24 protein-coding genes are annotated in these 21,768 nt (G+C 72.5%); 10 read left to right on the plus strand and 14 right to left on the minus strand.

Features of this window, described 5'->3' with window-relative positions:
* Positions 1–49 precede the first annotated feature (49 nt).
* The gene (locus tag HT134_RS30480) at positions 50–547 is read left to right on the plus strand and encodes a hypothetical protein (protein ID WP_175603931.1); all 498 of its coding nucleotides are present in this window, start codon (positions 50–52) and stop codon (positions 545–547) included.
* Positions 548–551: 4 nt separating this feature from the next.
* Here HT134_RS30480 and HT134_RS30485 read toward each other — a convergent pair whose 3' ends face one another.
* Complete coding sequence (locus HT134_RS30485; protein ID WP_175603932.1) at positions 552–848, minus strand: putative quinol monooxygenase; 297 nt, start codon at positions 846–848, stop codon at positions 552–554.
* A gap of 204 nt (positions 849–1,052) precedes the next feature.
* Between HT134_RS30485 and HT134_RS30490 the strand changes: the two genes are divergently transcribed.
* Positions 1,053–2,462 carry an AlkA N-terminal domain-containing protein gene (locus HT134_RS30490; protein WP_175603933.1) on the plus strand — a complete coding sequence of 470 codons (1,410 nt, stop codon included), beginning with the start codon at positions 1,053–1,055 and terminating at the stop codon, positions 2,460–2,462.
* Between the two features lie 97 nt (positions 2,463–2,559).
* Here HT134_RS30490 and HT134_RS30495 read toward each other — a convergent pair whose 3' ends face one another.
* The 4 genes from HT134_RS30495 to HT134_RS30510 are packed head-to-tail and all read right to left on the minus strand — an operon-like array spanning position 2,560 to position 6,523.
* Positions 2,560–3,783: a cytochrome P450 gene (locus HT134_RS30495; protein WP_312888565.1), complete on the minus strand. Its 1,224-nt coding sequence runs from the start codon at positions 3,781–3,783 to the stop codon at positions 2,560–2,562.
* 46 nt (positions 3,784–3,829) lie between these two features.
* A complete protein-coding gene (locus tag HT134_RS30500; protein WP_175603934.1) occupies positions 3,830–4,705 on the minus strand; it encodes a DUF72 domain-containing protein in 876 nt (291 codons plus the stop codon).
* A 10-nt stretch (positions 4,706–4,715) separates the two neighbouring features.
* The gene (locus tag HT134_RS30505; protein ID WP_175603935.1) at positions 4,716–5,333 is read right to left on the minus strand and encodes a DUF4291 domain-containing protein; all 618 of its coding nucleotides are present in this window, start codon (positions 5,331–5,333) and stop codon (positions 4,716–4,718) included.
* A gap of 56 nt (positions 5,334–5,389) precedes the next feature.
* Positions 5,390–6,523 carry an FAD-dependent oxidoreductase gene (locus HT134_RS30510; protein ID WP_175603936.1) on the minus strand — a complete coding sequence of 378 codons (1,134 nt, stop codon included), beginning with the start codon at positions 6,521–6,523 and terminating at the stop codon, positions 5,390–5,392.
* Between the two features lie 112 nt (positions 6,524–6,635).
* Between HT134_RS30510 and HT134_RS30515 the strand changes: the two genes are divergently transcribed.
* Both HT134_RS30515 and HT134_RS30520 read left to right on the plus strand, forming a co-directional pair.
* Complete coding sequence (locus HT134_RS30515; RefSeq protein WP_246365888.1) at positions 6,636–7,376, plus strand: TetR/AcrR family transcriptional regulator; 741 nt, start codon at positions 6,636–6,638, stop codon at positions 7,374–7,376.
* Between the two features lie 122 nt (positions 7,377–7,498).
* Positions 7,499–7,915 carry a hypothetical protein gene (locus HT134_RS30520; protein ID WP_175603937.1) on the plus strand — a complete coding sequence of 139 codons (417 nt, stop codon included), beginning with the start codon at positions 7,499–7,501 and terminating at the stop codon, positions 7,913–7,915.
* On the opposite strand, the gene HT134_RS30525 is transcribed toward HT134_RS30520, so the two are convergent.
* The 3 genes from HT134_RS30525 to HT134_RS30535 form a co-directional block, all read right to left on the minus strand.
* Positions 7,909–8,349: a nuclear transport factor 2 family protein gene (locus HT134_RS30525; RefSeq protein WP_175603938.1), complete on the minus strand. Its 441-nt coding sequence runs from the start codon at positions 8,347–8,349 to the stop codon at positions 7,909–7,911. The two genes, HT134_RS30520 and HT134_RS30525, sit on opposite strands and share 7 nt — an antisense overlap.
* A gap of 239 nt (positions 8,350–8,588) precedes the next feature.
* On the minus strand, positions 8,589–9,260 hold the full coding sequence (locus HT134_RS30530; protein WP_175603939.1) for an HNH endonuclease family protein: 672 nt from the start codon (positions 9,258–9,260) through the stop codon (positions 8,589–8,591).
* 119 nt (positions 9,261–9,379) lie between these two features.
* Positions 9,380–9,898: an HAD domain-containing protein gene (locus HT134_RS30535; protein ID WP_246365889.1), complete on the minus strand. Its 519-nt coding sequence runs from the start codon at positions 9,896–9,898 to the stop codon at positions 9,380–9,382.
* Between the two features lie 245 nt (positions 9,899–10,143).
* On the opposite strand from HT134_RS30535, the gene HT134_RS30540 reads away from it, so the two are divergent.
* From HT134_RS30540 to HT134_RS30555, 4 genes are all read left to right on the plus strand, one after another.
* The gene (locus HT134_RS30540) at positions 10,144–11,052 is read left to right on the plus strand and encodes a M23 family metallopeptidase (protein WP_175603940.1); all 909 of its coding nucleotides are present in this window, start codon (positions 10,144–10,146) and stop codon (positions 11,050–11,052) included.
* Positions 11,053–11,240: 188 nt separating this feature from the next.
* Positions 11,241–11,750 carry an RNA polymerase sigma factor gene (locus HT134_RS30545; RefSeq protein ID WP_175603941.1) on the plus strand — a complete coding sequence of 170 codons (510 nt, stop codon included), beginning with the start codon at positions 11,241–11,243 and terminating at the stop codon, positions 11,748–11,750.
* Positions 11,743–12,855, plus strand: coding sequence for a CU044_5270 family protein (locus tag HT134_RS30550; protein WP_175603942.1), 1,113 nt, complete (start codon positions 11,743–11,745; stop codon positions 12,853–12,855). Before HT134_RS30545 ends, HT134_RS30550 begins: the two co-directional genes overlap by 8 nt.
* 115 nt (positions 12,856–12,970) lie before the next feature.
* Complete coding sequence (locus tag HT134_RS30555) at positions 12,971–13,819, plus strand: hypothetical protein (RefSeq protein WP_175603943.1); 849 nt, start codon at positions 12,971–12,973, stop codon at positions 13,817–13,819.
* Positions 13,820–13,826: 7 nt separating this feature from the next.
* Here the strand turns inward: HT134_RS30555 and HT134_RS30560 are convergent, their stop codons facing one another.
* Together HT134_RS30560 and HT134_RS30565 are read right to left on the minus strand one after the other, a co-directional pair.
* Positions 13,827–14,870, minus strand: a complete 1,044-nt coding sequence (locus HT134_RS30560) for a DUF8094 domain-containing protein (RefSeq protein ID WP_175603944.1) — start codon at positions 14,868–14,870, stop codon at positions 13,827–13,829.
* A gap of 443 nt (positions 14,871–15,313) precedes the next feature.
* Positions 15,314–15,469: a hypothetical protein gene (locus HT134_RS30565; RefSeq protein ID WP_175603945.1), complete on the minus strand. Its 156-nt coding sequence runs from the start codon at positions 15,467–15,469 to the stop codon at positions 15,314–15,316.
* A gap of 353 nt (positions 15,470–15,822) precedes the next feature.
* On the opposite strand from HT134_RS30565, the gene HT134_RS30570 reads away from it, so the two are divergent.
* Positions 15,823–17,064, plus strand: coding sequence for a sensor histidine kinase (locus HT134_RS30570; RefSeq protein WP_175603946.1), 1,242 nt, complete (start codon positions 15,823–15,825; stop codon positions 17,062–17,064).
* Positions 17,049–17,705, plus strand: a complete 657-nt coding sequence (locus HT134_RS30575) for a response regulator transcription factor (protein ID WP_175603947.1) — start codon at positions 17,049–17,051, stop codon at positions 17,703–17,705. The genes HT134_RS30570 and HT134_RS30575 overlap by 16 nt, the downstream gene beginning before the upstream one ends.
* Positions 17,706–17,709: 4 nt before the next feature.
* On the opposite strand, the gene HT134_RS30580 is transcribed toward HT134_RS30575, so the two are convergent.
* The 4 genes from HT134_RS30580 to HT134_RS30595 are packed head-to-tail and all read right to left on the minus strand — an operon-like array spanning position 17,710 to position 21,680.
* Entirely contained in the window at positions 17,710–18,309 is a 600-nt protein-coding gene (locus tag HT134_RS30580) for a GTP-binding protein (RefSeq protein WP_175603948.1), read from the minus strand.
* The gene (locus tag HT134_RS30585) at positions 18,290–18,688 is read right to left on the minus strand and encodes a DUF742 domain-containing protein (RefSeq protein ID WP_175603949.1); all 399 of its coding nucleotides are present in this window, start codon (positions 18,686–18,688) and stop codon (positions 18,290–18,292) included. Before HT134_RS30585 ends, HT134_RS30580 begins: the two co-directional genes overlap by 20 nt.
* Positions 18,685–19,119: a roadblock/LC7 domain-containing protein gene (locus tag HT134_RS30590; RefSeq protein ID WP_376768125.1), complete on the minus strand. Its 435-nt coding sequence runs from the start codon at positions 19,117–19,119 to the stop codon at positions 18,685–18,687. Before HT134_RS30590 ends, HT134_RS30585 begins: the two co-directional genes overlap by 4 nt.
* Complete coding sequence (locus HT134_RS30595; protein WP_312888566.1) at positions 19,116–21,680, minus strand: sensor histidine kinase; 2,565 nt, start codon at positions 21,678–21,680, stop codon at positions 19,116–19,118. The genes HT134_RS30590 and HT134_RS30595 overlap by 4 nt, the downstream gene beginning before the upstream one ends.
* Between the last annotated feature and the right edge of the window lie 88 nt (positions 21,681–21,768).

The following is a 21,768-nucleotide window of genomic DNA, read 5'->3' on the forward strand; positions in this document are numbered from 1 at the left end:
CATAATGAGGTGATCATCCTGGTGGCGAACGCCCGGCGGGGAGGCTCCCATGCGTTCCGTGACAGGAACGGCCGCCGCCGTTCTCCTGGCGAGCCCGGCCACGGCCACGCTCGCGGCCGTCCCGTGCCCGCCCGCCGCCGCGAACGCCGCGGCCCCTGTGGCCGCCTCCCGCGGCCCGCTGCCCAAGGACTGGAAGAAGCGCACCTCCCTGCGGATCCTGCCGCAGTGGCCGCGTCAGAACGACACCGTGCGCGTCTTCGTCCACTGCCCCACGAAGGCCAACCACGCGCTCATCGGGTCCACCGCGTTCACGCTGAAGGGCTCGTGGCGGATCTACCGCGAGGTGGGGCTCGGGCTGTCCGACCGGGGGCTCGGCCGGCGCGGCGTCGGCATCTCCTACTACGCCTTCCCGGGCGACCACCTGGCGCACCTCAAGTGCGTGAAGGTCACGATCGACGAGCACACGCGTCTGAGGAAGGTACGCGTGATCAGCCGCTTCACCGTGCCCCTGGTGGTGCGCCCGTTCCGGCTCAGGCGCTTCCTCTGACCCGCTAGAGCGCGACCAGCAGCTCGTGGTCGATCTCCACGAACTCCACGATCAGCTCGCCGAACCGGCCGGCGATCAGCTCCTGGTACGCCGCCGAGCCCGTGTGGACGTCGTAGGCCGCCTTGTCCGCGAAATGCTCCACGAACAGCAGGTAGTCAGGCTTGGCCGGGTCCCGGTACACCCGGAACGACAGCGTGCCGTCCTCCACCGCCGGTCCCTCGGGGGCGAACTCCCGCACGATCTCCTCGGCCCTTTCTTGCATGCCGTCCTTGAGCTTGATGGGGAACACCTTGGCGAGCACGGATCCTCCTGGTCGGTCGGGCGCCCGCGTCGCTCGGGCGCCGCGGTCGGGCAGCGCCTCCGGAGCCCGGGCGCTGTGATCGGACGACCGACATCCTCGACCCGGCGCCCCGGCGGGGTCCGGTCAGATGCGGACACGCCTCCTGCGTCCGGTCATGTCCGGATCTGTCTGGCGTCGGCGGGGGCGGTGCCGTAGATCTGGTCCATGACCACGTACTCCGCCGTCGTCACCACCGGCATCTACTGCCGGCCGGGGTGCGGCGCGAAGCCGCTGGCGAGGAACACCCGCACGTACGAGCTGGCCGCCGCCGCCGAGGCCGCCGGGTTCCGGGCCTGCCTGCGCTGCCGGCCGTACCGGGTGGCCGGGCCCGTCGCCGCCGAGACGCCGGAGCTGGTGTGCCGGGCGTGGCAGCTCATCATCGACGGGATCCTGGACGAGGGCACGGAGGCGGCGCTCGCGGAGCGGGTCGGCCTGTCGCCGCGCCACCTGCGGCGCCTGTTCCTCAGGCACCTGGGGGCGAGTCCCGACCAGCTCGCCCGCTCCCGCCGGGCGCACTTCGCCCGCCGGCTGCTCGACGACACCGACCTGACGGTGCTGGACATCGCGTTCGCGTCGGGGTTCGGCAGCCTGCGGCAGTTCAACCGGATCATGCGGGAGGTGTTCCGCGCCTCGCCGACCGACCTGCGCGACCGGCGGCACCGGGCGGACCGGCTCGTCGCCGACGGCGGGCTCGCGCTGCGGCTGCCGGTCCTGCCCGGCTACGACTGGGACGCGGTGCGGGACTTCCTCGCCGCGCGGGCGACGCCGGGGGTCGAGGCGGTGCGGGGCCGTACGTACCGGCGCACGATCACCGTGGACGGCGCCCCGGGCCTGCTGGAGGTGTCGCCCGGCGACGCCGCGGGACACCTGCTGCTGGTGGCGCACCTGCCGTACTGGGAGGGGCTCATCCATGTCGTCGACCAGGTGGGCCGCCTGCTCGGCACGGAGACCGACCACGCGGCCGGGGTCGCCGCGCTGTCCGCCGACCCGGTGCTCGGACCGGTGGTGCGGGAGCGGCCCGGGCTGGCGGTGCCGGGCGCGTGGAGCGCCTTGGAGGTGGGCGTACGGGAGGTCCTGGGCCGGGACCGGGACCCGGAGGAGGCCGCCCGGTGGCTGAAGGCGCTGGTGGAGGCGCTCGGGACGCCCGTACCGGGCCTGCCGGACGGGCTGACCCACGCGTTCCCGCCGCCGGAGGCGCTGACCCGCGCCCGGCTGGCGTCCCTGACCGTGACCCCCGGCAGGCGGTTGCCCGCGGACGAGGTGGGGGCGGTCGCGGCTCTGGCCGAAGGAGCGGGGAGGCTCGGGTACGGCACGGACCCCGACGCGTTCGCGGCGCTGCCGTACCTGGACGAGGACCTGCGCCAGGCCCTGGGGCTCCGGCTGGGGCGGCGCGAGGCGTTCCCGCTCGCGGACCCCTCGCTGCGGGCGGCGCTGGAGGAGCTGGGCGTGCCCCCGCGAAACGCGGACTCGTGGACGGCCGGCCGATGGCGCCCCTGGCGTGCCCTCGCCGCCACCCACCTCATGGCGTACGGCGACCGCCGGAGAAAACCCGCCTCGTCGCTTTACGCCGAATGAAACCGTTCAGAATTCTTTTATCGGGTACGGAACTCGGGCACCCTGAATCAGCGAATGGGGCAGTCTTTCCGGAGCGCGAGAAATCCGCATCGAGCGGTCACCAGGTCAGGTGCAGCTCTTCCGGAGATCGGTGGATCAGGGTGGGGGCCATCGTGACGTCCGCGCGCTCCAGGCGCAGGCCCGGCAGCTCGCGGATGAGGATCTCCAGCGTGATCCGCACCTGCTCCCTGGCGAGCTGCGAGCCCGGGCAGCCGTGGGCGCCGTGGCCGAACGACAGGTGGCGCGCGGCCGGCCGGGTGATGTCGAAGGTGTCCGGACGGGTGGCGGGGTCGGCGTCGCGACCGGCGGAGGCGTACGAGACGAACACCACGTCGTCCCGGCGCAGCCGCGTGCCGCCGAGCGTCACGTCCTCGGTGACCGTGCGGCGGAAGCCCTGGATCGGCGCCTCGAACCTGACCGCCTCCTCGACGGCCGCCGGGACGAGCTCCGGCCGCTCGCACAGCAGCTCCCACTGGCTCCGGTCGCGCAGCAGGTTGAGCATGACCGTGCCGAGCAGGGCGGTGGTGGTGAGGTGGCCGGCCAGCAGCAGGTTCTGGACGTTGGAGACGATCTCCCTGCGCTGGTCGTGGGTGAGCTCGCCGGAGCCGGGGGCGAGGGCGCGGACCAGCTCCGTGATCAGGTCGTCGCGGGGCTCGGCCCTGCGCGCGCGGGCGTACCGGTCGAGCAGGTGGTGCAGGGCCACGACCTCCCGGGCGGCCTCGACCTGCTCGTCCTCCGTCAGCGGGGCGAACAGCAGCGCCTCGGCCTGGTGCCCGCCGTGGATCGCGCCGGGGGTGTCGGCCGGGTCCAGGCCCATGAGGTGGCCGATCACCTCGGCGGGCAGCGGCCTGGCATAGGCGGCCATCCACTCCACCCGTCCGTCGCCGGCGAAGGCGCCGATCAGCGCCTCGGCGCGTCCGGTGGCGAACGGCAGGGCCGCGGCGACCCGCGCCGCGGACAGGCCCCGGACGAGCGGCCTGCGCAGGCGCCGGTGCGCCTCGCCGTCGGCCGAGAGCACCGCCCGCGCCCCGCCGTACCCCTTGGCCAGCTCGGACAGGGCGCGCCCGCCGGGCTGGACGTCCGGCCGCAGCGCCCCCGCCGACGAGAACAGGTCGGGTCTGCTCAGCACCTCGCGGACGTCCGCACGCCGGCTGACCAGCCAGGCGTCGAGCTCCGGCACGAACGTCAGGCCACGCGCGCGGCGGGCCTCGGCGTACACCGGGTACGGGTCGCGGTAGAACCCGTGCAGACGCTGCAAGCGCTCTAAGGCGTCAGAGGTCACCCGCCCATCGTGACAGAGGGCGCCCGGCGTGTCAGAGAGCCGGAGGTCAGAAGAGCGTCAGCGGCTCGTCGCCGGAGGACGGGACGTCGGACGGCGACACGGGCTCCGGCAGCGGCTCCAGCCCGGGCAGCACGGCGCGCACGTCCTCGTGGAAGCGCCGGGCCAGCGGCAGGGCCTCGGCGTTGTCCGGGGTGTGGATGAACACCGTCGGCGAACGGCCCTCGCGCAGCCACCCGGCGACCGTGGCCACCCACGGCCGCCAGCCCTCGACCGTGCGGGTGACGTCGTCCCGGCCGAGGTAGCGGACGATCGGGCGGTCGGTGAGTGCGGCGGCGCGGCGGGGCACGCGCGGCTTCTTCATCCATGCGTCGCGCTCGGCGTCGCTGGTGGGCGGGGTGTCGAAGAACGCGGTGGTGTCGAACGGGATCCACTCGGCCCCGGCCCGGCCGAGGACCCGCTCCAGCAGGCCCGTGGCGCGCGCGTCGGCGAAGAAGGCGCGGTGGCGCACCTCGACGGCGTACCGGTGGTGCGGGGGCAGCCGGTGGAGGAACGCGGCGAGCGCGCCGACGTCGTTCGGCCCGAACGAGCCCGGGAGCTGGATCCACAGGGTGTGGGCGCGCGGCCCGAGCGGCTCCATCGCGTCGAGGAACGCGCGCAGCTCCTCCTCGGCGCCGGTGAGACGGCGCTCGTGCGTGATCGGTCTGGGCAGCTTGACCACGAACCGGAAGTGGGGACCGGTCTGCTCCGCCCATGTCTCCACCGTGCCGCGCGACGGGGTCGCGTAGAACGTGGTGTTGCCCTCGACCGCGTCGCACCAGGTGGCGTAGGCCCTCAGGCGCTCGGAGGGGGGAAGGGGGTGCGGCAGGAAGCGTCCCTGCCACGGGGCGTGGGTCCACATGGCGCATCCGACGTGAAGCCGCATGCCCACGACGCTACACGCCCTGCCCTCCCGGAAGCGGATCGTCCGGGGTGGCGCCGACGGTCCGGGCCAGGTCGGCGGGCAGCGGGTACGGGCGTTCGCGGGGCAGCAGGTCGGTGACGTCCCGGCCGGCGCGCAGGGCCCGGTGGACGTCGTGGACCATGCCGGTCACATCGGTGATCCCCGTGATCCACTCGTCGAGGTAGCGGGTCACGGCCTCACCGGACAGGCCCACCTGGATCGACCGGTACGGCAGGGCGCGGTGGTGCGGGTCGCGCTCGGGATCCCACTGGACGCGCACCGGGCTGGCCCGCAGCCGCCGCCTCCACCCGGCCGCGTCGGCCCCGGGCTCGGGATGGCTGAGACAGGCGTGCTCCAGCGCCCACGCGAACCCGGCGCGGGTGATCTCGACGGCCAGGACCCTCGCCTGGCCGGGCTTGGTGGCCCAGCCGCAGCGGTACATCATCCACAGGAACGACGGCTTGATCCAGGTCATCCGCTCGCGCTTGAACGGCGGCACGAAGCGCCGCGCGGCGACGGCCGGCTCCGCGATGGCGAGGTCGTACGCCTGGTAGACGGTGATGGAGGTGTCGGTGTGGACGGCGCGGATCTGCCGATGGGGGACGTTCATCCTGGTGAGGATGCGCAACCCGCACCCCGTCCCGCAACCGGATTACGACGCGCCGGTCAGTGTCCCTGGAAGAAGCGGAGCATGCGCTGGGCGCCGTCCGGGGCCGTCATGATCTCCGTGATCCGGACGCACCGCTCGGCGACGGGGGCGGTGCGCTCGAACATCTCCTTCTCGTAGCGCGCGACGGCCGCCGCCGGGTCGCCGGGGTCGGCGGCGAGGGCCAGGGCGAGTTCGAGGGCGTCGAGCATGGCCATGTTCACGCCCTCGCCGGCCGGGGGCATCAGGTGGGCGGCGTCGCCGATCAGCGTGACACCGGGCGTGGCCGGCCAGGTCAGGCCGACGGGCAGCATGGTGAGCGGGCGCGGGATGACGGTGTCGTCGCAGGCCCGGATCAGGGCGGTCACGTCCGGCGCCCAGCCGGCGAACAGCTCCGCCAGGGCGGCCCGGGCGCGTGCCGGGTCGTCGAAGGGGACGCCGCAGGTGGCGAACCAGTCCTCAGGGGTGTGGAAGCCGAGGTAGAGGCGGACGCGGCCGTCGCCGTTGCGCTGCGCCGACAGGGACTGGCCCGGCCCCATGACCCAGTAGGTGCCGCGTCCCACGGCGGCGGCCAGCTCGGGATGGGTGCGGTCGATGTCGGGGACGCCCAGCTCGACGAAGTTGACGCCGAAGTGGAACGGCCGGGCGTCGGTCACGAGCGGGCGCACCCGGGAGGAGGCGCCGTCCGCGCCGACGAGCAGGTCGCAGACGGCGGTGGAACCGTCGGCGAAGTGCAGGGTGTGGCCGCCTCCCGGCAGGGGCGTGGCGTGCCGGAAGGCGCGCCCCCACACGACGGCGTCCTCCGGGAGCGAGCCGAGCAGGACGTCGCGCAGGTCGGCGCGGTCCACCTCGGGGCGGAGGAGCGGGGCGTCGTCGGGGGTGTCCTCCTGGAGCAGCAGGGCGCCGGTGTGGTCGAGCAGCCGCATGTCCTGGCCCTCGCCGCGGGCGATGGCGTGGAACTCCGCCTCCAGCCCGGCCTCGCGCAGGGCCCGCTGGCCGCTGTCCACGTGCAGGTCGAGCATGCCGCCCTGGCCGCGGGCGGCGGGGGACGGTTCGCGCTCGTACACGACGGCGTCGATGCCGTGCAGGCGCAGGACGCGGGCCAGGGTGAGGCCGCCGGGGCCGCCCCCGACGATGGCGATGTCCGTGCTCATGGGTTCTCCTCCAGATGTCTCGATACGGCGTATATACTCGATACACCGTATCGTACCGATGTGCCGTATCCTAAGCTCGTACGAACGGCACCGCGCAAGGGGAGGCGGCACGATGGCGGCGCGACGAGAAGCCGGGGAGGGCGAGCCCATGCTGGTCTGGGAGCGGCCCGAGCCGCCGAGCCGGCCTGCGCCGAGCCCCCTGAGCCGGGACCGGATCGTGCGGGCCGCGATCGAGCTGGCCGACGCCGACGGGCTGGAGGCGGTGTCGCTGCGCAAGGTCGCCGCCGCGCTGGACGCCGGCCCGATGCGGCTGTACGGCTACCTGTCCACCAAGGAAGAGCTGCTGGACCTCATGGCCGACGCGGTGTACGGCGAGATCCCGCCACCGGTGCGCGCCGGCGACGACTGGCGCGGCGCCCTGCGCTCCCTGGCCCACGGCGTCAGAGCCGCCGGCCTGCGCCACGAGTGGCTCATCAACCTGCTCAGCGGCCGGCCGAATCTCGGCCCCCACGCCCTGGCCCACGGCGAGGCGTCACTGGCCGCGCTGGACGGCGCCCCGGGGTTCGACCACATCGACACCATCATGCTGGCGGTCGGGACGGTGAACGTCTACGTGCTCGGGGCGCTCCAGCGGCAGATCGCCGACCTGCGCGCCGCCCGGGCCACCGGCATGGACGAACGGGAGTGGCAGCACGCCGCCTACCCGTACCTCGCCCGGATGCTGGCCACGGGGCGCTACCCGACGCTGGCCCGGTTCGTCCGCGACGCCAGCCACACCGACGCGGACACCACGTTCGAGACCGGGCTGGACTGCGTCCTCGACGGCATCGCCGCCCGCCTGCCCCGCGCGTGAGCCCTCGGTACGCGATCATGTGACGCATGTCGTCCCCCCAAGACGCGCCAGAGGCGCCAGAGGCGCCATCGCCCCGACGGTCCCGAGGCTTCTGGAGGGCCCTCCGCATCAGCTGCCTGGTCGTGCCGTCGGCGCTGCTGGCGCCGTTCGCGCTGCTCGGAATGGTCGTCATGGCGCCCGTCTGGATCAGCGACCACAAGCTGGCACGCATGGTGGACCGGATCCAGGAGCATCCGCTGCCGGCCACGGCCGAATGGGGGTACTTCGACCCGCAGGTCGAGGTGAGCGGCGACTCCGGCGACTGCTGGTACACCATCCGTTTCGAGCTGTCCACCGGCGCGACCGTCCAGGAGGTGCTGAGCCACTACCGCCAGGCGAGGATCGAGGACCCCGACGGAGACCTCGGCGACTACGAGGTCACGGCCTGGACGATCTTCGACGAGTCAGGGACGCCGGAGAGCGGGCCGACCTCCAGGAGATCGCTGATCATCGACCTGGACGGCGCCTACGACGGCGGCTTCGACATGCGCTGCTACTGACCGGACGGCCCCTCCGCCTGCGGCCCGGGCCGAGCCGCAGGCGGAGCGAGAACCTCGGCGATCAGTTGCGTGTCGGTGTACTCGGTGATCTCGGCGATCTCGCCGTCGCGCATGACGAAGACCCAGCAGTAACGGTTCGGGTAGTCCCGCCCCGACGCCGTGACGCTGTGATTGCGGCCCTCGACGACGACCACGTCGCCATCGGCCACGAAGCGCCCGGCGCTGACGACGTTGCGTCCGCCGAGCTGCTCCGAGAGCGGGCGGAGCAGTTCCTCCAGCACGGCCCGCTTGCCCTCATAGGTGCGCGACCACGCGGTGTGCCCGATGATCGTCCAGCGGACGTCGTCGGCCAGGGCGTCGACGAAGGGCCGCCCGTTGCCCTTCGCGGTCTCGGCGAAGACTCCTCGCAGGAACAGCTTGTTGGCCTCGGACACCTGGCAGACCTCCTGGTGAGCCGCGTGACGGACATGTCGACACCCGTGGCGATGAGGTCATCGGCGAGCTCGGGGTCGAGTCTGTCACCGTAGCGGCTGTGCACGATATGCGGGTACAGCAGCTCCCGCCAGGCGCGGCCGAGCTCGGGGAAGCGCCGGGCCTCTGAGGTGATCAGCGCGCGCAGGGCGACCGTCATGCGGGCGGCGGCCGAACCGGCGACGCCAGGGGTCTCCGCCGTTCACCCGCGGCAGGTGCGGAGCATGTTGAGCAGGGCCACCCGCTCCCGGCGGGTGACGGAGAGCCGGTAGTGGTGCTTCACGGTGATCCACGAGGTGGCGTAGCGGCACCAGTGGGCGCGGCGCGGCGGACGCCAGCTCTGCGGCCCCTGGCCGCCCTTGGCGATGTTGGCGGAGTGGCTGACCGTGATCAGCTCCGGCCGGGTGAGGTCGTTGGCGAAGGCCCGTCGCCGCGCCTGGCTCCACTTGCGGGCCCCGGAGCGCCAGGCGTACGCCAGCGGCACGACGTGGTCGACGTCCACCTGCTTCTCGCTCTTGAGCCATCTGCCGTCGTACGGGCTGTACCAGAGTCCCTTGACCGGATGGCAGGCGGCGTTCCTGCGCACGCGCCGCCCGTCGCGGGCCAGCACCACCTCGCGCGTGTCGCAGGTGCCCTTGTGGTGCGCCCATCTGGGCTGGAAGCGCCGGTGACTGTAGCCGCGCAGTGACAGGGGCCGGGCGACCTTGAGCTGGACCAGCATGCGCCGGGCCAGCGCCCCGGCCTCGGCCTCGGCCTCGACCTGTGATCGCTTGCGCGGGGCGGCTCCCGCTGGAGGGGCCGCGACGACGGCGGCGATGGGCAGGGCCACGAGGGTGAGTACGGCGACCTGGACCGCCCGCCTCAAGAAGATCATGACTCCACCCTTACCAGGAAGTCAGAAGTGGTGGCAGCGATACTCCGCGCACCAAAGGGTGAGCCAAGCGTCTCCCGCCGTCGCCACATCAGGACGCCAACCGGTCCTGACCTGCCGTCTCACACCTCGGCCAGCCACCGTGCGATCACGATGACGTCGCCCTCGGTGAGGCCGCGGCAAGGGTCGACGCGGTACGCCAGGGCCCGCCCCCGGTGGTGCGCCGCCACCCATGCGCGGTCGGCGTCAGTGATCTCGTCGTCGACCCAGACGAACGGCCGCCCGGCCGCCCAGCCGACCAGGCCGCGGGTCTTCCAGTGCAGCGGCCCCTCGTCGTCCGGGGCGTCCGGCCAGTCCACCACCGGCAATTCGGGCAGGCCGAGCAGCGGGCTGATGACGTCGTTCGCCTCGGCCATCCATGTCGTCGCCCACACCAGGTCGCACGGCAGCGCAGCGAGCCGCGGCCCGTGCCGGGGGTCGATGCGGGAGAGGAGGGGGTGGGAGCCCGGGGGCGGCGGTGGCGCGGGCGGGCGGGCCGGCGCTCCGCCGGGCGGCGTCCCGAACGGGATGAGCGTTCCGTCCACGTCGAGGAACAGCAGCGGACGAGCCGCCCGACCGGCCGGGGAATCGGTCGATGACAAAAGCCGGAAATTTTCCTTCAGAAATGATTGATGAAAAGAACTTTCGGAGATACCTTCACGATCAACCCGTCGTTCCCCCCAGGCGGTGAGATGTCGAGACGTTCCCTGACAGCGGCCCTCCCTTCCCGTCGAGTCCATCATCAGATCATCATGGCCGTCGACGCGTACCTGTCGCCAGAGGGCTCATCGGCATCGAGGAACTGGGCGCCGTATCCCCCCATACGCACCTGTTCAGAGAGGCGAACATGCCCGCACCCAGCAGGCTGACCTGGCCGAAATCCCTCACCTTAACGATCCCCGCTCTCCTGGTGACCCTCGCGGCGGCGGTGCTCGCCCTGCCCGCTCCCGCGTCCGCGCACGCCTCCGGCGTCCTCGCCGTGACCCACAAGAGCCCGTTCAACTGCGGAAAGACCTTCTACGCCAACAACTGGACGGGTGGTCACAACCCGGAGGGCTCCATCGACTGGCAGGACTACGGAGGCGACGACGTCAACGGCGAGACCGTGCGCGCCACCGCCGCCGGCACCGCCTACTTCTACGACGCGGGCAGCACCAGCTACGGCAAGTGGGTGGAGGTCCGCCACAGCGACGGCACCAGGACCCGCTACGCCCACCTGGCCAGCATGGTGAAGGCGGCCGGCAGCAGCCTGTCCGTCAGCCAGGGCACCGCGATCGGGACCGTCGGCTCGACGGGCAACTCCAGCGCGCCGCACCTGCACTACGAGCAGCGGTACTCCGACGGAGGGATGGACACCAGCCCGACCGTGGAGGGCGTGACCGTCTCCCTGGGCCAGAAGAAGGCCATCTCCAGCAGCAACGCCTGCGGCGGCAGCAACCCGTACACCCCCGAGGGCGTCTGCGGCAGCGGGTACTCCGTCATCGACTCGGCCGGCCTGACCGGCGGTCGCACCTACCTGCTCTACAACTCCGGCAACGGCTACAACTGCGTCGTCACGCTGAAGACGTCGAACCTCGGCTCGCCGTCGGCGGTGTCGGCCTTCCTGGAGCCGCAGGGCGAGACCAGGACGACCGACTCCGGCAGCTTCGACTACTACGCGGGACCGGTCAGGCGTGACGCGGCCGGGCAGTGCGTCCGGTGGGGCGGCTCGGTCGGCAGCAGCTCGTACACCAGCGGCTTCGAACACTGCGGCTGATGTGGCGCCCGGCTGATGTGACGCCCGGCTGATCCCCCGCCTCGACCGCGAAGGCCACCACCCGGCTCCCGGGTGGTGGCCTTCTGCCGTACCGGCACGCATCGCCCCGGCCGCGTGAAAGCATTTCCGCCCAGCGGGAAAGAACGGGCGTGATAGGCCACAACACGCGCCACAGAGCCGGTCTGGGGATGCCCCCTGACCTCTTCGACGCGCATTTCGCCGAGATCCACCGCTACATCGCGCGGCGGCTGTCCGAGGACGTGGCCGACGACCTGGCCGCCGAGGTCTTCGTGGCGGCCCTGCAGAGCGCCTACGACCCGGCGGTCGGCGCGGTCCGGCCCTGGCTGTACGGCATCGCCACCCACCTCGTCGCACGGCACCGGCGCGCCGAGACCAGGCGCTGGAAGGCGATCAGCCGGGCGGCCGAGCGCGACAGCGGCGGCCACGAGGACGAGGTGCTCGACCGGGTGACGGCGGCCCGCTTCACCGGCCCGCTCGCGGGGGCGCTGGCCGGGCTGAAGCGGCGCGACCGGGACGTGGTGCTGCTGGTCGCGCTGGGCGGGCTGAGCCACGCCGAGGTGGGCCAGGCTCTCGGCATCCCCGCCGGCACCGTCGGGTCCCGGCTGAACCGGGCACGCAAGCAGCTTCGCCGGGCGCTCGGCGACGTCAACCCGCTGAAGGAGGACTCCGATGGATGAGCTGGACCTGCTCGACCGTGCCCTGCCCGACGCCCGGCCGCCGTCGGCCGAGGTCGTCGCCCGCGCCCGGGCCCGCCTGACCGGTCCGCCGCGCCTCCCGGCGAGGCGCCGTACCTGGATGTGGATGGTGACGGCCGCCGCGGCCACGGCGGCGATCGTCACGCTGGTCTTCTCCCTGGTCGCGCACCTGACCACGGCCCCTCCGGCGGCGGTCGCGCCGAAGCCCGACCAGGCGCTGTACGACCTGGCCGACCGGATCGAGAGGCTGCCCGCCCCGAGCGGCCTCTACTGGCGGCACGTGTCGATCTACGGCACCTACGGGAGGGCCGGCGGCTTCACCTACCGGACGACCAGCCGCCTGGAGATCTGGCAGTCGCGCGATCCCGTCGATCCGATGCTCGTGACGACACGGGCGGAGCCCGCCCGTCCGGCGACGCCGGCGGACGAGCGCGCCTGGCGGGCCGCCGGGAGCCCGATCCGGGTCAAGCCGTGCGGGAAGGGCGAGCGGTGCGCGGACGTGACGTTCACCGACCAGCCGAAGCAGTGCCTCTACAGGTGGGACCCCGGCGCGGGAGGCGCCCTGGCCAATCGCTCGGTCGGCACCATCACCATGGCCGAGCTGGCGGCGTTCCCCACCGACCAGAACGCCTTGAGGGAGAAGCTCCGCACATACCACCAGATCTGGCACAGGAACGGCTTCACGCAGTCCTTCGAGGAGTTCCTGCCCACGGCCGCGAACCTCCTCGGCGAGCCGCTCCGCCCGGATCAGCGCGCCGCGCTGATCCGCCTCCTGGCCGCACTGCCGAGCACCAAGGTCGTGGGCACCGTGACGGATCCCTTGGGCCGCCCGGCCCTGTCCGTCGACTTCGGCACCAGGGGGCCCAACGTCCGCTACGTCGGCGAGCGGACCGGCGATCTGTGGATGGAGCAGAGGACACTCCTCGATCCCGGTACGGGCGCGACGCTCGCCACGGTCGACTACGCGGCCAGCACGGTCTCCTGGGTCGCCAAGGGCGACGCGATGAGCTACCACGCCACCGCTCCGGAAACCGGCTGGACCACGCAGCGCCCCGCCCCGCCGGAGGGCTGTGCGAAGAGGAAATGAGGTGGTTGAGCCTGGAGTGATCCCCGATGATGCCGAATGAGACGGTTCGGCTTGACTAGCGATCTTAGATGCACAAGATTGATCGCGTCTTTCCGACCGTTCCCAGGGAAACCCCATGAATCGAGCCATCCTCGGCGCCGTCGCGATCGTAGGCGCGGTGCAGCTCACCGCCATGCCCGCGCAGGCCGAATCCAAGATCGACGCAGTCAAGGCGCTCAAGGCCGAACTGGCCCGCGGCAGGGCCGTCAACGTCCAGGCCACGGCGAAGATGACCTTCACGCCCACCCTGGTCACCACCTCCAGCCTGGAGGGCACCATCGGGTTCGACCAGCGCGGCGCGGCCGCGTCGGACGTGGCGCAGACCGTGCGCTACAGCAAGGACCTGCTGCGCAGCATGACGAGGCTGGACCGCGAGGAGACCGAGGCCCTGCAGCAGGGGCCGGTCCAGCTGATCTCGTCGCGGACCGCGAGCTACGTCGCCGGCCCGGTGGTCGACCAGACGTTGCAGCGCCAGGGGGCGAGCTGGGTGCGCTACCGGAACACGGAGCTGCCGCCGAGCAACCTGATCGTCGAGGTCCTGGAGCCGGACACGCTCAAGACGCTCCTGGCCAAGCCCGCGTCGGTGCGGGACGGCGTGGTCAAGGGGTCCATCAGGACGAGCAAGCTGGCGGCGGTGTCCCCCGCCTTCGCCTCGCGCTTCGGCTCGCACTCCAAGAAGGGCAAGAAGGGCCGCGACGGCAAGGTCGCCTACACCCTCTGGCTCGGCCCGACCGGCCTGGTGGAAAGGGTGGCGGCCAAGGCCGTCATCCCGTTCTACGACGGCTCCGTCCAGGTCGAGTCGAGCACCCGCTTCTCCGACTGGGGGCGCCAGGCCACCGTCCTGCTGCCCCTGGAGGGCGACGTGATCGACCAGGGACAGGTCAAGGACTCCGTGCCGGAGGACGTCCCGGGGATCTGGAACTAGCCCCGTCTCATCTGCCGTCGCCCGCGACCAGGCCGGAGTAGGACGCGATCACCTTGACCTGGTCCGGGCCGGCCTTCTTCGGAGGGATGCGGGCCACCACCTGGAACAGGTCGGTGACGGTCATGTACGTGTAGTACTTGCCGCGCAGGATGCCGCTGTCCTTCTGGAAGACGTAGTTGCGCTCCGGCCCCGGCCGCACGTCGTAGCGGAGGGTGCGCTCGATCGTGGTGAAGGTCAGCGCCCCGCCGTCGGCGGTGCGCAGCGTGTACGACGGGTAGCGGCCGGCCGGGCGGGCGGTCGCCGTGCTGTGGGCGTACTGGTTCATCCTGATGCGGGTGGACGCGGCCTGCGTGGTGATCCGGTCGGCGGCGAACAGGCTCTTGTCGGCGGCGCCGCCCTTGCCGGCCAGGTGCGCGGCGTACTTCTCGGCGAAGTCGGCCGGCGACATCAGCAGCCCGGTCGAGTCCGTGGGAGCGACCTCGGTGGCCAGCCCCGAGGCGCCCACGGCGATCTCGGGCAGGTCGTCGGCGGTGGTGCCGTCGAAGGCGTCCGGCGAGTACATCTGCCGCCAGCCGTCGCCCTGACGGGCGAAGAGCAGGTACGTCGGCTCCTTCGCGGTGGTCGTCCCGCGCCGCCAGTGCGCCGTGGCCAGGAACCAGGGCTGCCGGCCGGCGGCCGGCACGTGGAAGGCGGGCCTGGTGTAGCCGAACGGCTGGTACGTGACGGTCTTGCCCAGGCGGCGGCTCGACGTGTAGGCGGCCTTGTCGATCGTGAAGCTGGAGCCGCCCTCGTAGCCGGCCAGGAGCTCGGCGCTGCGGGCCTTGTTGGCGGCGTTGTTGCGCTTGACGTAGTCCGCGAGGATCGCGGCGGCCTCCTGGTCGGTGACGGCGCGGGCGGCCACCGGCGCGTCGCTCGCGGCGGGCGTGGCCGTCGTGCTCGCCCGAGGGCTCGCCGGAGGGCTCGCCTTCCCGGCCAGGCCTGGCAGGGCCGAGCACCCCGCGAGCAGGCATCCCGCCATCACGCCGCCGATCGTCCAGCCGTACCTTCGCACTTCCGTACCTCTGATTACTCAGGGACTAAAGTGCCTAAACGTAGCAGCAGTGACGATGTCGGGCGCCAGGAGCGTCTCACCCGCCCTTGACCGGGAGCCGGAGCGGGCGGTGGATCAGCCCGTCGCTTGAGGGGTTGGGCAGCATTGCTCGGGGTGGCACAGCGGTCGCCCTCGTCGCGCGCCTCGATGAGCAGGTCGATGAGGTCGCCGCCGCGCCTGTCCCGGTGCTCCGCGATCAGCTCGCCCGCGTACGCCATGAACGCGGCGAACCCCTCCCCCCCTGGCCTCGGCACTGGCCTCGGAGGTGGACAGGAACATCTCGGTCCAGCCGCGGAACTGCTCGAACCGGTCCATCGGGACGCCCGGCATCTCGCAGATCACCCGCGCGGGCAGCCGCAGGGCGAACTCGGCGACCAGGTCGAACTCGTGACCGGCCGTCTCGATCAGCTCGGCGACGATGGCCGCGGCGCGCGGCCGCCAGCGCTCGATGTGCCGGGGGTGAAGGTGCCCTGCATGATGCGGCGGTAGCGGGTGTGCTCGGGCGGGTCCTGGTTGATCAGCGCCGAGGGGTCGTCCTCCAGCGAGGTGCCGCTGACCATCCGGGAAGGCCGGGCGCGCGCAGGTTGCGGCTGCCGGCCGGCGAGGCCAGGTCGGGAGAGGGGGTTCCGAGCGGACCGGGCGGCAGGTCCGGCCAGGGTGATGGGGTGCTCGACCGTGCTGTCATGATGCCTCCTGGCGACGCCGGCCAAAGAGTCCCCTGGACCGTACGGAGCGGTCCGTATCCGGTCGATGACTGACGAGCCACATCAGCGGGCCTCGGGGAGACGGAGCGCGAGGATGGGGCTGGACGTCCGGATCGGTGGGGCTGGACCCACTCCGGGGCCGATCCGGCGGGAGCCGGGCTCCGGAGGCCGCACAGTGGAGAGGCCGAGCCGTACCGGGAGAAGGGACGATGATGCGACAGTGGGGGGCGAGCGCCTGCGTGGGGTTCGTGCGCGCGTGCGTCGTGGTGGGCCTCTCCATGCTGGTGCCGGCGGTGTGGGCCCTCGCCGTGGCGCTGTGGATGTGGTGGGGCGGCGGCGCGTGGACGTGGATCGCGCCGTTCCTGTGGGCGGGCATCGGCACGTTCGCGCTGTCACGCCCGGTGTGCCGGACGACCCGCTCGCTCGTCGCCACGTGGACGGGCGTCGTCATCCCCGCCGGGTACCTCCGGGCCGCTCCGGTGACGCGGATGTCCACCGGCTACTGGTGGAACGGCTTCAGCTACGAACGCACCCGGCATGACGCCCTCATGGACCAGCGGATGCGGATCTGGTGGCGGGATCCCGCCGTCTGGCGCGACCTGCGGTTCACGGCGATCGCGCCGCTCACCGCCGGCGTGGTCGCCGCCGTCCCGCCGGCCGGGCTCGTGGCGGCGGTCCTCGGGTTCGGCACCTCATGGCCCCTCGCCGGGGTGCTCGGCCTGGTCGTGGCCGTCGCCGCCGCCCCGTACGCCTGGCGGCCCGCCGTACCGCTGGCCGTCCGCCTCCTGCGCCCGCCGCCCGCGGCGGCCCTGGCGGAGCGGGTGGCCGAGCTGACGAGCCAGCGCGCGGACACGACCCTCGCGCAGGCCGCCGAGATCCGCCGTATCGAGCGGGACCTGCACGACGGGGCGCAGGCGCGCCTGGTCGCGCTCGGGCTCTCCCTGGCGACCGCGGAGAAGCTGATGCGGAGCGACCCCGACCGGGCCGTGGCGCTGCTACGGGAGGCGCGGGCCGGCGCCGCCACGTCGCTGAACGAGCTGCGCGAGCTGGTCAGGGGCATCACCCCGCCGGTGCTGAACGAGCGGGGCCTCGTCGACGCCGTCCGCGCCTTAGCCCTGGACAGCCCGCTCGAGGCGACCGTCGACGCCGACGTCCGGCTGCGCCTGGACCCGCCGATCGAGTCCGCCGTGTACTTCGGCGTGGCCGAGCTGATGACCAACGCGGTCAAGCACGCCCACGCGACCCGGGCGCGGATCTCCATCGCCGAGGACGGGACCGGCATCGTCGTCGACGTCGAGGACGACGGCAGGGGCGGGGCCGGCGTGCGGCCCGGCGGCGGACTCGACGGGCTGCGACGCCGTCTCGCGGTGTTCGACGGCACTCTGGAGGTCACCAGTCCGGCGGGCGGTCCGACCCGAGTGAGGATGGCAGTGCCATGCGCATCGTTGTAGCCGAAGACCTCTACCTCCTGCGCGACGGGCTGGTCCGTCTCGTGGAGGCGTACGGTCACGAGGTGGTGGCGACGGCGACCACCGGCCCGGAGACGGTCGAGGCGCTGCTGAAGTGGCGGCCCGACGTCGCCGTCGTCGACGTCCGCATGCCGCCCGCCCAGTCCGACGAGGGCCTGCGCGCGGCCCTGGCCGCCCGCCGCGAGGTGCCCGGGCTGCCGGTCCTGATCCTCTCGCAGCACGTCGAGCAGCTCTACGCGCGCGAGCTCCTCGCCGACGGCGCGGGCGGCGTCGGCTACCTCCTCAAGGAGAGCGTGTTCGACGCCGACCAGTTCATCGACGCCCTGGAGCGCGTCGCCGGCGGCGGGACCGCCATGGACCCGGCCGTCATCGCGAAGCTGCTGTCCAGCGGCTCCTCGACCCGGCGGCTCGGGCAGCTCACCGAACGCGAGCACTCGGTGCTCGGCCTCATGGCCGAGGGACTGTCCAACCAGGCCATCGGCCGGCGGCTGTTCCTCAGCGAGAGCGCCATCAGCAAGTACACCACCTCGCTGTTCGGCAAGCTCGGCATCACCGACGACGACGACAGCAACCGGCGCGTGCTGGCCGTCCTGACCTACCTGAACGCGTCCTCCGGTCCCTAGGTCTTCAGGAGACGGGGTGCGCAGAGGCGCGGGTGTGCGCGGCCATCAGGTGGTCGATGAGCGCCAGCAGGACGTCGCGCCCCGCCGCCCGGTCGCGGGCGTCGCACAGCACCAGCGGCACCTGCGGGTCGAGGTCGAGCGCCCTGCGGATCTCCTCCTGCGTCCGGTCCCGTACGCCGTGGAAGCAGTTGACGCCGACGACGAAGGGGATGCCGCGGCTCTCGAAGAAGTCGATCGACGCGAAGCTCACCTCCAGCCGACGGGTGTCGACCAGGACGACCGCGCCCATCGCCCCGTTGACCAGGTCGTTCCACATGAACCAGAAGCGTTCCTGCCCGGGGGTGCCGAACAGGTAGAGGACGAGGTCGCCGTTGATGGTGATGCGCCCGAAGTCCAGCGCCACCGTGGTGGTGGACTTTCCGCCCACCCCTTCGAGGTCGTCCACACCGATGCTGGCGTGGGTCAGGTACTCCTCGGTGCGGAGCGGGGCGACCTCGCTGACCGCGCCGACCAGGGTGGTCTTCCCGACGCCGAAACCACCCGCGATAAGGATCTTCACTGCCAGGGGGGCGCGAGCCCCGTGGTCAGAGCTTGCGAAGCCCATCCCTCACCGCCTCAAGGATTGACATGCCAGGTAAGCCGCCCGCCTGCGCGAAGGCCAGGGGCGGCCGGGACCGCACGTGACCGGCCTCGATCAGATCACCGATCAGGATCTTGGTCACCGACACCGGGAGGTGCAGCGCGGAGGCGATCTCGGCGACCGCCAGCGGCTGCTTGCACAGAGCGAGGATGGTGCGGTGCTCCGGTTGCAGCCGGCGCATGCCGGCTGAGTTGTCCGCGGGGGCCTCGGAGATCACCGTCACCAGGGTGATCAGCGTGAGGTCGTCCCGCTCCGGAGCGGTTCGCCCGCCGGTGATCGTATAGGGACGGACAAGGGGCTCGTCGGCGTGGTCGTCGTCGAAGCCCTCCGTCCAGTGCTTCATCCGCGTCTCCCCGCCTCGTCGGCCGGCGGGGTACGCGCGTCGGTGCCCAGCTTCTGGCCGACCTGCTGGATCAGGGTGTGCATCGCGACGCTCATCAGCTCGGCGTCGACCTCCTGGGAGGCGACCACGGCCAGGTGGGTGCCGCGGCCCGCGGCCGTGATGAACAGCCACAGCTCGGCCATCTCGATGATGACCTGGTGGACCGGCCCGCCGCTGAACAGCTGCCCCACGCCGCGGGCCAGGCTCTGCTGGCCGGTGGCGATCGCGGCGAGGCGTTCGGCGTCCGAGCGTTCGATGGTCCGGGAGCGGCTGATCACCAGGCCGTCGTCGGACAGCACGATGGCGTGCCTGGTGCCCGCGACCTGATCGACCAGGCCGTCCAGGAGCCAGTCCAGGTCTGTGTCGGTGGCGGTGGTTCGCTGCGTCATCATCGATCTTCCGTCGTAGGGGAAGGGGGCTCGGCGGATCCGTCCGGCCCCGGCTGGAGGGCGTCGTCACCGGCCCGGCGCCTGCGGGACTGCCTCTGGAAGGCGCCGATCGTGGCGCCGGACCGGGTGGGCTGGTCGCGTACGGTCCAGAGGTCCTGCTCGGTCCGCTCCTCCCGGTCCGCGGGGACCTTGAGCTCGGTGACCAGGCTGGCCTGGCGCACCCGCTGGGGCAGCGGCCGGCTGCCGGGCGGCGCGGGCGCGTCGCCGCGGTCCGGTGATCCGGCGCCGGGCGCCGTGACGTAGGCCATCGCGCGTCCCCGGGAACGAGTCGGCAGCTGCGTGGTGTCGCGCGGCTTCTCGTAGGGCCCGTCGTAGGGCCTGTCGTGAGGCTTCTCGTCGGGGCTTTCGCCGGGCCTGTCCTGAGGCCCTTCCTGGAACCCTTCCTGGGACCCTTCCTGCGGCCGGCGCGGACCGGCCGCGCCTTCCTGCGGGTACGGGTGCGGGTGCGGGCCCGTGGGGTCCTGGGGGGCCTCCTCGGGGCGCGCGGCCGGGCCCGGCACCAGGCGGGGTCGCTCCACCACCAGCGAGTCCGGCAGCAGCACGATGACCCGGGTGCCGCCGAAGGCCGACTGCCGCAGCTCCACCTGCAGGCCCAGGCCCGCGGAGAGCCGGGCGACCACGTACAGGCCGAGCCGCACGTCGTCGGCCTGCGCCATCACGTCGAGCTGCGGCGGCGTCCGCATGAGGGCGTTGGCGGCGGCGTACTGCTCGGGCTCCATGCCCAGGCCGCGGTCCTCGATCTCCACGGCGATGCCCCGGCTGACCATGGCGGCCCGCACCTCGACGGGGGTCGGCGGCCTGGAGAAGGCGGTGGCGTTCTCCATGAGCTCCGCCAGGACGTGGACCAGCGCTCCCACGGCGCGCTCGGCCACCCAGGGCTCGCCCTCGACGTCGATCGTGATCCGCCGGTAGTCCTGGACCTCGCCCTGCGCGGCGCGCAGCACGTCGAGCAGGCGTACGGGCTTGCGCCAGCGGCGCTGCGGCTGGCCGCCGCCGAGGATCACCAGGTTCTCCTCGTAGCGGCGCAGGCGGGCGGTGAGGTGGTCCAGGTCGAACAGTCCCTCCAGCACCTCGGGGTCCTCGTACCTGCGTTCCAGCTCGTCCAGCTTCTTCAGCTGGAGACCGATGAGGATCTGGGTGCGGCGGGCGATGCGCTGCAGCATGCGCTGGAATCCGCGGTGCTGCTCGGCCTGGCGCACGGCGGTGGCGACGGCGCTGCGGCTGGCCATGTTGAGGGCCTGCCCGAGCTCGCCCAGCTCGTCGGGCGTGGGGTCGACCATGTGTACTTCCGCCTCCACGTCGACGTCCTCGCCGCGCTCCAGCCGGGTGACCACGTCGGGCAGCCGTTCCTGGAGTTCCAGGGCCTCCTGCCGGAGCTGGAGGATGCGCCGCCGGAGAACGGCGGTGAGACGCCAGCTCGTGATGATCACCAGGGCCAGGGCGAGCACTCCCACGCTGGTGATGCTGATGAAGATCACGAAGAGCTGTTTGGCGTGACTGTAGCCGATCTTCGCCACGTTTTCGAGCCGGAGGGCGAGCAGGTCCAGCAGCTGGGGGCTGATCGCGTCCACCGAGGAACGCCACGTGGAGCCGACCGGGCGCAGCTTCACCTGCTTGTCGTCGGCCCCGCCCCCGGAGGCGACCAGCCGCTCCTCCAGGTCGGCCATGGTCTTCCACGCCTTGCTGGTCGTCAGCGTCCGGTAGCGGCTCTCGTTGCCGCCGAGACTGGGCACCACCCGGTCCCGCATGAGGTGGTTCCTGGTGCCGGCGGCGTCGGTGACGAGGGCGTACTCGTCCCGTGTCAGGCGCCCCGCCCCCCAGCCGCGGGCCAGGACGGCGTCCTCACGGCCGATCATGTCGACGACCCAGAAGAGGTCGACCAGCGTCTGCGCGCCTGTGCTGACCTCGCCGTGGTCGGTACGGCTGAGGGCGGTCAGCAGGCCGAGGTCCGCCTCGATGACGCTGTTGTAGTAGTCGTAGGCGTTCTGGGCGCTGGACCAGCCGGCGTCCACCGCCCGGCGCTGCTGCTCCAGCAGCCCGAGCGCGCGCTGGGTCCGCGCGATGGCGTCCGTGGTGCCCTCCGGGCCCTTGGACGTGTCCAGGTTCGCCACCGGGCGGAAGGCGGCCACGGCCTTGTCGGTCTCCGCGCGCTGCTTGGCGAGCTTGTCGCCGGTGTCCTCACCGGGCTCGGCCTGGGCCTCCGCGGTGATCCGCCGCTCCCGGTCGAGGTTGAAGAACAGGTTGGCCGCGGGCCGGCCCACGGTGACGGCGGCCAGCTCCAGCTGGGCCACCTCCGCCTGCCACTGGCTGAACAGCTGGAACATGCCAGAGCCCAGCAGCGGGGCGAAGGTCACGGTCGGCACGACCACGACGATGATCAGCACGGTGCGCAGGCGCAGCCGGCGGCGACCGGGCAGCCGCCGCGGCCCGGCTCCGGCGGACTCCGGTAAGCCGTCGCGGCCGGGTTCCGTTCGTCGTCGCCCGACCCTGCCCAAGCCAGCCACGTGCGGGACACTCTCCTCGGTGCGTTCATCGCGAATATCGCCAAAGTAGGCGATTGGTGCCCGATAGTAGCCACACCACACATGACCC

The organism is Nonomuraea rhodomycinica, assembly GCF_013363995.1.
Classification (GTDB): domain Bacteria; phylum Actinomycetota; class Actinomycetes; order Streptosporangiales; family Streptosporangiaceae; genus Nonomuraea; species Nonomuraea rhodomycinica.

What these genes read in the sequence shown, in the direction of transcription:
- HT134_RS30585 (WP_175603949.1), bottom strand. Translation starts at nt 18,688, where the DNA reads ATGAAGCACTGGACGGAGGGCTTCGACGACGACCACGCCGACGAGCCC.
- HT134_RS30500 (WP_175603934.1), bottom strand. Translation starts at nt 4,705, where the DNA reads ATGCGGCTTCACGTCGGATGCGCCATGTGGACCCACGCCCCGTGGCAG.
- HT134_RS30550 (WP_175603942.1), top strand. Translation starts at nt 11,743, where the DNA reads ATGGATGAGCTGGACCTGCTCGACCGTGCCCTGCCCGACGCCCGGCCG.
- HT134_RS30515 (WP_246365888.1), top strand. Translation starts at nt 6,636, where the DNA reads ATGGCGGCGCGACGAGAAGCCGGGGAGGGCGAGCCCATGCTGGTCTGG.
- HT134_RS30555 (WP_175603943.1), top strand. Translation starts at nt 12,971, where the DNA reads ATGAATCGAGCCATCCTCGGCGCCGTCGCGATCGTAGGCGCGGTGCAG.
- HT134_RS30540 (WP_175603940.1), top strand. Translation starts at nt 10,144, where the DNA reads ATGCCCGCACCCAGCAGGCTGACCTGGCCGAAATCCCTCACCTTAACG.
- HT134_RS30530 (WP_175603939.1), bottom strand. Translation starts at nt 9,260, where the DNA reads ATGATCTTCTTGAGGCGGGCGGTCCAGGTCGCCGTACTCACCCTCGTG.
- HT134_RS30570 (WP_175603946.1), top strand. Translation starts at nt 15,823, where the DNA reads ATGATGCGACAGTGGGGGGCGAGCGCCTGCGTGGGGTTCGTGCGCGCG.
- HT134_RS30580 (WP_175603948.1), bottom strand. Translation starts at nt 18,309, where the DNA reads ATGGGCTTCGCAAGCTCTGACCACGGGGCTCGCGCCCCCCTGGCAGTG.
- HT134_RS30510 (WP_175603936.1), bottom strand. Translation starts at nt 6,523, where the DNA reads ATGAGCACGGACATCGCCATCGTCGGGGGCGGCCCCGGCGGCCTCACC.
- HT134_RS30505 (WP_175603935.1), bottom strand. Translation starts at nt 5,333, where the DNA reads ATGAACGTCCCCCATCGGCAGATCCGCGCCGTCCACACCGACACCTCC.
- HT134_RS30490 (WP_175603933.1), top strand. Translation starts at nt 1,053, where the DNA reads ATGACCACGTACTCCGCCGTCGTCACCACCGGCATCTACTGCCGGCCG.
- HT134_RS30565 (WP_175603945.1), bottom strand. Translation starts at nt 15,469, where the DNA reads ATGGTCAGCGGCACCTCGCTGGAGGACGACCCCTCGGCGCTGATCAAC.
- HT134_RS30480 (WP_175603931.1), top strand. Translation starts at nt 50, where the DNA reads ATGCGTTCCGTGACAGGAACGGCCGCCGCCGTTCTCCTGGCGAGCCCG.
- HT134_RS30590 (WP_376768125.1), bottom strand. Translation starts at nt 19,119, where the DNA reads ATGATGACGCAGCGAACCACCGCCACCGACACAGACCTGGACTGGCTC.
- HT134_RS30545 (WP_175603941.1), top strand. Translation starts at nt 11,241, where the DNA reads ATGCCCCCTGACCTCTTCGACGCGCATTTCGCCGAGATCCACCGCTAC.
- HT134_RS30575 (WP_175603947.1), top strand. Translation starts at nt 17,049, where the DNA reads ATGCGCATCGTTGTAGCCGAAGACCTCTACCTCCTGCGCGACGGGCTG.